Raw genomic sequence first — 9,148 nt, forward strand, 5'->3', positions numbered from 1 at the left:
TCTAGCCTACTCCTTTTAGTGGGGGAGGCATAGCTAGAATCAGCAAATAACAGGAGAGTGTTGCAGTTCACACGTTAGCTTCCCCGGAGGGTAGAAACCCTCCAGGGCACGCCAAACACACACGCAACGCAACACTCAAACCTGAACTGCCTACAACTTACGCAGTTTTCCAAACAGCTCAATCGCATTCTGCTCCGTCTGATAGCCCTGAACCTCACGGCTCACAGCCACCTTAGACGTCACATTCAGCAACGGAACCGCTGGCATGAACTGACCCAACTGAGACACAACCTTCGCGTACAGCTCACGCTGCGAATCCACCGAATCGGCAGAGTCTGCGGTACGAATCGCCTCCAAAATCTGCGTAAAACGAGGCGACGGCGCCACCGCCACAGCAGTAGGCGACGGCGAAGGCGACGCCGACGGGCTCGGCGAAGCAGAAGCCGAAGCCTCCTCTTCAGGCGTCAACGGATCCGGCGAATAACTCGGCTGCGGGCTCGGAGTCGCAGAAATCCGCACATTCGAATTCGCGCCACCCGACGACGGCACATCAGAACTCTTCTTCGTCAAACCAGTCGTCATATCCGACGGCGCATTAGCAATCAACGAACGCACCTGATGCTCAGCAATCAGCGGCGCCAACACCGGACCAAAGAACGCATACGGGTCACGGTACATGCCGTAGAAACCCGCCAACGTAATACCGCGCTCAGAAGAAACCTCACGGCTCTTCGACAGATACTCAGCCCACGGCAGAGGCACAGGCTTAATATTTAGGCCCACCTCAATCAGCGAAGCCACCATCTCCGAATACACCTTCTGCGGAGTATCCATCCACGGCAGAGACACATCGGCAGGGTAGTAACACTCAATCACCTGATTGTCGTACCCAGCAGTCGCCAACAGCGAGCGCGCCATATCCTGATTACGGTCCGTGTAATCCTTCGCATCATCAGCCTTAATGCGGAACGACGGCGAAATCAGCGTCTGCGCATCCGAGGTGCCCTGCGGATAATACTGACGTAGTGCACCGCGATCCACAGCATGCGAAATAGCGCGACGCACCGAAATATTCTTCAACACCGGATGCGCCGTATTCAAACCCAAATACACCAGCGAGAACGGGTCACGGCCCGGCGTCTGATAGCCATCACGCGCCAACTGACCCAGATCAGACGAATTCACCTGATCACACGCATCAATGTGACCCTCCATCAGCGCAAAATAACGCTTATCCGACGAAGTGAGGGTCGAAATCTGAATCTCATCCAGCTCAGGTGTCTGACCATCAAAATGGGTATTCTTCAGCAGACGCACCGTGCCGGCCTCGAACGACTCCACACGGAACGCACCCGTACCCACCGGGTTACCCGTCAGCTTCTGATCCGCACCAAACAGCGAAGGATCAATAATGCCAAACGCCTGCTGCGTCAAAATACGCGGGAACGCCAGAGAAGGACGCGACAGGGTCACCACCACAGAGTTACCCTTCGCCACCACCGACGAAACCAACGGCAAGAACGACTGCACCACAGAGGACTGAGCGGAATCCGACTTCTTCTCACCCGGATGCGCAGCATCAGAAGCCGATGCAGAAGCAGACGCGCTCGGGGTAGCAGTAGCGGAAGCAGACGGGGAAGCACTTGCAGAAGCAGACGCACTCACTGAAGCAGACGGGGTAGCCGCACCTGACGGAGACGCCTGAACAGGCGCAGGCTCCACTGCCGAAGGATCAATAGAACCCGGCTTCGGCACACCAAAACCCCACGCAAACAACGGCTGAGCAGGCACCGCCAAAGCAGCAGTACCCTCACCCGTAGCCAACGCCTGCCACCTCTGGAAATTCTGCACCACAGCATCCGCAGTCAACGCAGAACCGTTACTAAAATGCGCCTCACGCAACACAAACGTATGCACCAAACGGTCATCAGAAACCGTCCACTCACTACATAACGAATCCTGAACCTCAGGATCACCCGTGTAATGATTCGCCACCAACAACGTCTGCAAAACCTGCGCCGTCACCTGATACGTACTCGCCACAGGAAACAACGCCGGATCCAAACCCAACGGCGCCGCACCCTGCGCAAAACGAAACACACGACGCGCATCAGCAGACGACGCGCTCGCACTCGCCGAAGAACCAGCAGAAGACTGACCAGAACACGCAGAAAGCGCCAAACCAGCACTAAAAAGCGCGCCAAAACGCAAAACGGCGCGTCGACTCAAGCCACTCGAGCCGGCAGTGGCTCGCAGCAGCGCATCAGAACTGCCAACAGCTGACGATGCATAAGGCTGATGCTGCACGGGAGGGTCCTCTCTTCCGTCGCGGATGCTTATCTCTCAGGATAACGGTTCAACACCCAACCGGGCGAGACACACCCACCCCGGCAAGGCGCATACAAGAGAACCCGCCGCCACGAAAACCGTGACGGCGGGCCCAATGTGAATGTGTGTGCGCGAGGGGGGACTTGAACCCCCACGCCATAAGGCACAGGAACCTAAATCCTGCGTGTCTGCCAATTTCACCACTCGCGCGCAGTGTCACCCCACATCCGAAGATGCATGCGTCTGAGGCAACAAAGAATTAGTGTACACCAGGAACCAAGGTTCTCCAAGCCTTAAAAGAAGCCCCCATGGGGCGAAAAGCCCGCAAACACGCCGAACAATAGCCCCCTCAAGAAGCCACTGAACGGCGATACGCAAACCCCAGAAAACGTGACCCTACTTCGGGTCAATACCCAAATCACGACGCAACTTCGCCACATGACCCGTCGCACGCACATTGTACTGAGCCACAGAAATAACACCCTGCTCATCAATCACAAACGTCGAACGAATCAGGCCCTCATACACCTTGCCGTAATTCTTCTTCTCGCCCCACGCACCATACGCCTCAGCCACCGCATGATCAGCATCAGACAGCAGCGGGAACGTCAACGACTCCTTCTCCACAAAACGAGCAATAGCCGCCGGCGAATCCGGAGAAACACCCAACACCACGTAACCCAACGACTTCAACGACGCCAAATTATCGCGGAAATCGCATGCCTCCTTAGTGCAACCCGGAGTCGAAGCCTTCGGGTAAAAATACAAAATCACCTTGCTACCCGCATAATCACTCAGACTGTGCTCCTTACCCGACGCATCAGCAAGGGTAAAAGCAGGCGCCGGGGTACCCGGCTCAAGACGAACGCTCATCAATAACTCCTCAAAACATCAATAGAGATCAGCAGGGGAGCGGCGGATGCGCCCCACACAGTACCAAGGGCGGGCGCGCCCCGTGCAATACACCCCGTGCAATACACACAGTCTAGTGTCCCACACACCCCACCCAAACAATGTGTCCAGGCTCACTCCAAATCAACTTGCGCACACCACGGAAACTCGCGTATAGTATTTTTCTGTTGCAAGGGAAACCTTGAAACAGGCAAGCGCCTCTAGCTCAATTGGCAGAGCAATTGACTCTTAATCAATGGGTTCTGGGTTCGAGTCCCAGGGGGCGCACTTCAAAGAAAATCCCGCTGATTCTTCGGAATCGGCGGGATTTTTGCGTTCCCTCTGAAAAAGATTTTGCTGGGCTTGAGGTATAGATATTCCCCTTGCTCCTACAGGGGACCCGTCCTCGCTTCGCTTCGGACACCCTGATGTCGCGACGGGGAATATCTATACCTCTGCGCATCTGTGGTTCAGGGGTTCGCGGAATCCCGCCGGTTCGTTGGGTTGCGTGGTGGCTCAGTATGTGCGCCCCGTGCCTAGCGAACTGGGGCGGGGGAGGCTGTCGCGGTTTGACCTGTTGCCTGGTGGTTGGGTGTTTTGCGTGTGGGGCGGGGAGGGCTGTCGCGGTTTAGCCTATTGCTTGGTGGCTTGGCATTTTGCGTGCAAGCACGCGAAAGCCCGCCACCGTCACAAGACAGCAGCGGGCAATCATTTCAAAAAGTCATAAGGCTACAGGACCGGCCAAATCCGCGTCACAAACTCACGGAAATCCTCCACATCCTTACCCTGCTCCAACAGGCCAGTACCAAGGTGAGTCGCAACCTCAGCATTATCCTCAAACGACAAATAAAACGAGCTGCCATTCACCGACTCAAGCGTCACCGCATCATCACCCACACGATACGCATGCAGAGCATTCGTATTATCAATCGTCGTCGCCGTACCCGCAGGCGTCAACGCCGGCAAATTCACCGGAGCAATAATCACCTCATCCGGCGCATCCTGATAACCCACAATAAAATGCTGCTGATTAGGATACTGATGCAACGCCAAATCAGGATTACGGTAAACCGCACGGCCCGTCGCATACACCAAATTGTATGCACCGTAATTAATAATCTGCTCGTCAAAAACCGGGTGCAGAACTCGGATAAGTTCCTCACCCGTCAAAAACACGTCACTCTCAACAGAGTTACGGGGGTCAACAACCTCTGCGTACTTACTTGCTTCGGTCAGCTCATCAGCGACCGGGATGATCGGTTCGGTCATAGCTTCAGTCTACCGGGGCAACCAACGAAGGTCACGAGTATTCGCGCATATTACGCGCCATGACGTCCAAAAATGCGAGTTTTTCTCACCTGTTCAAATGAACACGTGGGAATGTGTCAACAAGTGCAATGTGTCCACATCATGAAAGAAAGTATCTGACCTGCACCTTTATGAACAAAAACGGGCGTGTTGCTCGATAGAGATTTGACTCACCCCTTCTTGGGGCGCACCATAGAAGGGTGAAGACAGCAATGTTCCAGCGAATTCTACGCCTTGTCGACGTCGCCTAGGGCGCGTGGCAGGGTCTATTCACTGCGACTGAGCGCCCCTACCGCTACCACCAACAGCGAGGGGCATTTTTTATAGCTTGGTACCCCCGGGCATAGGATGCGTGAGGATCACACAAACCTCACGCAGAACATTGAGTACAACGAAGAACCATTAAGACACGAGGCATTTCCATGACTATGGGATTTTCCACTTCTGATGACGCGGCAAACGCTCCCGCAGAACGCATGACCGGTTCTCAGGCAATCGTCCGCACCCTCGAAGACCTGGGTGTGACTGACGTATTCGGCCTGCCTGGTGGAGCCATTCTGCCGACCTATGACCCCCTGTACGACTCCAAGAAGGTCCGCCACATCCTGGTCCGCCACGAGCAGGGCGCAGGCCACGCAGCTCAGGGCTACGCAGTGTCCAGTGGTAAGACCGGCGTGTGCATCGCAACCTCCGGCCCCGGCGCAACCAACCTGCTGACCGCAATCGCTGACGCAAACATGGACTCCATCCCCCTGGTCGCAATCACCGGCCAGGTGTCCACCAAGCTGCTGGGCTCCGACGCATTCCAGGAAGCTGACATCGTCGGCATGGCAATGCCCATCTCCAAGCACTCCTTCATGATCACCGACCCGCAGGACATCCCCCGCGCGCTCGCAGCAGCATTCCACATTGCATCCACCGGTCGCCCCGGCCCCGTGCTCGTGGACGTCACCAAGGACGCACAGGTTGGCATGATGGAATACCGCGGCATTCCTGAGGACCTGGAGCTGCGCGGCTACACCCCCGTCACCCGCGGTCACTCCAAGCAGATCCACGAAGCTGCAAAGTACATTGTTGAGTCCAAGCGCCCCGTCTTCTACGTCGGTGGTGGCCTGGTCCGCGCAGGTGCTTCCGAAGAGTTCCACAAGCTGGCTAAGCTCATCGGCGCACCCGTCGTCACCACCCTGAACGCTATCGGTGCATTCCCCGACTCTGACCCCCAGAACCTCGGCATGCCCGGCATGCACGGCACCGTCCCCGCCGTCGCCGCAATGCAGAAGTCTGACCTGCTCATCACCCTCGGCGCACGCTTTGACGACCGCGTCACCGGTAAGCTCGACTCCTTCGCACCCGAGGCTAAGGTCATCCACATTGACGTTGACCCGGCAGAAATCTCGAAGATCCGCTTCGCAGACGTGCCGATCGTCGGCGACCTTAAGTACGTGCTGCCCGAGCTGACCGACCTGCTCTCCACCGAGTTCGCAGACCAGCTGCCGAACCTGACCGAATGGTGGAACGAGCTCAACGTCATCCGCAAGGACTACCCGCTCGGCTACGAAAAGCCCAACGACGGCCTCGGTTCCCCCGAATACGTCCTCGAGCGCATCAGCGCCCTCACCGGCCCCGACGCATACTACGTCACCGGCGTTGGCCAGCACCAGATGTGGGGTGCACACTACATCCAGCAGGAAAGCCCCCGCCACTTCATCAGCTCCGCAGGCCTCGGCACCATGGGCTACGGCGTTCCCGCCGGCATGGGTGCAAAGGTCGCACACCCCGAATCCACCGTGTGGATTATCGACGGTGACGGTTGCTTCCAGATGACCAACCAGGAACTGGTCACCTGCGCACAGAACAACATCCCCGTCAAGGTTGCTATCATCAACAACTCTTCCCTCGGCATGGTGCGCCAGTGGCAGACTCTGTTCTACAACGAGCGCTACTCCAACACCGACCTGAAGGACGGCCACGGCACCGTACGCATCCCCGACTTCGTCAAGCTCGGCGACGCATACGGTTGCGCCACCTTCCGTTGCGAACGCGACGAAGACGTGGATGCCACCATTAAGGCTGCCCTGGAAATCAACGACCGCCCCGTGGTCATTGACTTTACCGTCAGCCCCCACGCACTGGTCTGGCCCATGGTCCCGGCAGGCGTTTCTAATGACAAGATTTGGATTGCGAAGAACACTTCGCCCGAGTTCGATCGTGAGGGAGAGAACTAATGTCTCAGCACACTCTGTCCGTTCTGGTAGAAGATAAGCCGGGCGTTCTCACCCGAGTTTCCGGTCTGTTCTCCCGCCGCCTGTTCAACATCCTCTCCCTGGCTGTGGGCCCCACCGAAAACCCCGGTGTTTCCCGCATCACCGTCGTGACCGAGGGTGACGCTCACACCATCGAGCAGATCACCAAGCAGCTGAACAAGCTTGTTCACGTGCTGAAGGTCGTCGAGCTTCCCGCCGACTCCTCCACCCAGCGTGGTCACATCCTGATTAAGGTCAAGGCCGATGCAGTTGCTCGCCTGCAGATCGTTCAGGCAGCTGACCTGTTCCGTGCATCCGTGATTGACGTTTCCCCTGAGTCTGTTGTCATTGAGGCAACCGGTTCTGAGGAGAAGCTCAACGCACTGCTGGATGTTCTGGAGCCTTACGGTGTTCGCGAAATCGTTCGCGCAGGCACCATCGGCCTGGCACGTGGCCCCCGCGCTATGAGCGAGCGCATCTAATACCCACCAGGGTGTCATACCAACCCCGCATTAGCGAGGATAGCTTCGGGTATCGCACCGCTTCGACCGGGAAACCGGCGGCGATGCGATACCCGCCCCTATGGGCTCACAGACCTTCCGGATACTTCAGATGCTGAGAAGTACTCTCGACAGCCCGCAACTAAACATCTATCAAGTAGAATAGTCAATGTTGAGCCCAGCCTGGGCCGCATACCAAACTTACTGAGGAGAAGAAATGGCAGCAACCATTTTCTACAACGACGACGCAGACCTCTCCCTGATCCAGGGTCGCACCGTAGCAGTTATCGGCTACGGCTCCCAGGGCCACGCACACGCACTGAACCTGCGTGACTCCGGCGTGAAGGTCATCGTCGGTCTGTCCGAGGGCTCCAAGTCCCGTGCCAAGGCTGAGGCAGAAGGCCTGCGCGTCGCAACCGTTGCAGAAGCAGCAGCAGAAGCAGACGTCATCATGATCCTGACCCCGGACCAGGTCCAGGCAAAGGTCTACGCAGAGAGCATCGAACCCCACCTGAAGCCCGGCAACGCACTGTTCTTCGCACACGGCTTCAACATCCGCTTCGGCTACATCACCGCACCCGAGGGTGTCGACGTGGCAATGGTCGCCCCCAAGGGCCCCGGCCACACCGTCCGCCGCGAATTCGAAGCAGGCCGCGGCGTTCCCGCCCTGGTCGCAGTTGAGAAGGACGCATCCGGCGAAGCACTCGCACTGGCACTGTCCTACGCAAAGGGCCTCGGCGCAACCCGCGCAGGCGTCATCAAGACCACCTTCACCGAAGAGACCGAATCCGACCTGTTCGGTGAGCAGGCAGTCCTCTGCGGCTCCACCTCCCAGCTGGTTCAGTACGGCTTCGAGGTTCTGACCGAAGCAGGCTACCAGCCCGAGATTGCTTACTTCGAGGTCCTGCACGAGCTCAAGCTCATCGTTGACCTGATGATCGAGGGTGGCATCGCTAAGCAGCGTTGGTCCATCTCCGACACCGCAGAGTACGGCGACTACGTCTCCGGCCCCCGCGTGATCTCCCCCGAGGTCAAGGAAAACATGAAGGCTGTCCTGGCAGACATCCAGAACGGCAACTTCGCAAAGCGCTTCATGGAAGACCAGGCTGCAGGCGCACCCGAGTTCAAGGAACTGCGCGCAAAGGGTGAGGCACACCCCATCGAGGCAACCGGCCGCAAGCTGCGCGAGCTGTTCTCCTGGAACTCCGTTGACGACGACTACACCGAAGGTTCCGTCGCTCGCTAAACGGTAGCTCAGCAATAGCTTTCTAAGAATCCGGCGTTCCGCCCACACCCCGCTATAGGGGAGGGGCGGGGCGCCGGATTCTTACTGTTTCAAGCTGAACAGCAGCACCCATTAGATATGTGATGCAGTTCATGCTCAATCGAGTTGTGAACACTCACAAAATGCCGTATAGTATTTACTTGTTGCAGGGGAAACCTTGAAAAACAAATAAGCGCCTCTAGCTCAATTGGCAGAGCAATTGACTCTTAATCAATGGGTTCTGGGTTCGAGTCCCAGGGGGCGCACTTTACAGAAAATCCCGCTGATTCTTCGGAATCAGCGGGATTTTTGCGTTCCCCTTGAAATGCAGGCTTCATGGGTTGAGGAATCGGTGTTCGTCCTCGCTCCTGCAGGGGTTGGGTGGGTGGGTACCTCGCGTCTCCCAAGACTACGGGGTGCGCTACATGTTTCCTCCGCGCCTACGCAGGGGCACCCGTCGCCCGGACGCTCCGCCCCTCCTTGCTTCGCTGCGGAGAGCGTCCGTGTGACACCCTGAGGGCGCTTCCGGAAAACGTAGCTGCACCGGTTAGGCGGGTGCGTGGAGGTTTCGGTGGCCTCCGTAGCGACATCAGGGTGCCCGAAGCGAAGCGAGG

6 protein-coding genes and 3 tRNA genes are annotated in these 9,148 nt (G+C 57.5%); 5 read left to right on the forward strand and 4 right to left on the reverse strand.

The window, feature by feature from the left end; all coding sequences use genetic code 11:
• Nucleotides 1–150: 150 nt before the first annotated feature.
• The 3 genes from HMPREF2836_RS02865 to bcp all read right to left on the reverse strand — a co-directional run bounded on the left by HMPREF2836_RS02865 (nucleotide 151) and on the right by bcp (nucleotide 3,201).
• Nucleotides 151–2,307: an ABC transporter substrate-binding protein gene (locus HMPREF2836_RS02865; RefSeq protein WP_070629406.1), complete on the reverse strand. Its 2,157-nt coding sequence runs from the start codon at nucleotides 2,305–2,307 to the stop codon at nucleotides 151–153.
• Nucleotides 2,308–2,456: 149 nt separating this feature from the next.
• Nucleotides 2,457–2,538: transfer RNA gene (locus tag HMPREF2836_RS02870), tRNA-Leu, on the reverse strand.
• A gap of 186 nt (nucleotides 2,539–2,724) precedes the next feature.
• Nucleotides 2,725–3,201: a thioredoxin-dependent thiol peroxidase gene (gene bcp / locus HMPREF2836_RS02875; protein ID WP_005508643.1), complete on the reverse strand. Its 477-nt coding sequence runs from the start codon at nucleotides 3,199–3,201 to the stop codon at nucleotides 2,725–2,727.
• Between the two features lie 233 nt (nucleotides 3,202–3,434).
• On the opposite strand from bcp, the gene HMPREF2836_RS02880 reads away from it, so the two are divergent.
• Nucleotides 3,435–3,507: transfer RNA gene (locus HMPREF2836_RS02880), tRNA-Lys, on the forward strand.
• Nucleotides 3,508–3,948: 441 nt separating this feature from the next.
• Here the strand turns inward: HMPREF2836_RS02880 and HMPREF2836_RS02885 are convergent.
• Entirely contained in the window at nucleotides 3,949–4,488 is a 540-nt protein-coding gene (locus tag HMPREF2836_RS02885; protein WP_070629407.1) for a hypothetical protein, read from the reverse strand.
• Between the two features lie 461 nt (nucleotides 4,489–4,949).
• On the opposite strand from HMPREF2836_RS02885, the gene HMPREF2836_RS02890 reads away from it, so the two are divergent.
• The 4 genes from HMPREF2836_RS02890 to HMPREF2836_RS02905 all read left to right on the forward strand — a co-directional run bounded on the left by HMPREF2836_RS02890 (nucleotide 4,950) and on the right by HMPREF2836_RS02905 (nucleotide 8,800).
• Complete coding sequence (locus HMPREF2836_RS02890) at nucleotides 4,950–6,752, forward strand: acetolactate synthase large subunit (protein WP_070629408.1); 1,803 nt, start codon at nucleotides 4,950–4,952, stop codon at nucleotides 6,750–6,752.
• Nucleotides 6,752–7,252: an acetolactate synthase small subunit gene (gene ilvN, locus HMPREF2836_RS02895; protein WP_005505523.1), complete on the forward strand. Its 501-nt coding sequence runs from the start codon at nucleotides 6,752–6,754 to the stop codon at nucleotides 7,250–7,252. Before HMPREF2836_RS02890 ends, ilvN begins: the two co-directional genes overlap by 1 nt.
• Before the next feature lie 235 nt (nucleotides 7,253–7,487).
• Complete coding sequence (ilvC, locus tag HMPREF2836_RS02900) at nucleotides 7,488–8,516, forward strand: ketol-acid reductoisomerase (RefSeq protein WP_005508646.1); 1,029 nt, start codon at nucleotides 7,488–7,490, stop codon at nucleotides 8,514–8,516.
• A gap of 211 nt (nucleotides 8,517–8,727) precedes the next feature.
• Nucleotides 8,728–8,800: transfer RNA gene (locus HMPREF2836_RS02905), tRNA-Lys, on the forward strand.
• The last annotated feature ends 348 nt before the right edge of the window (nucleotides 8,801–9,148 follow it).

The organism is Rothia sp. HMSC065C12, assembly GCF_001812085.1.
GTDB classification, from domain to species: Bacteria; Actinomycetota; Actinomycetes; order Actinomycetales; family Micrococcaceae; genus Rothia; species Rothia mucilaginosa.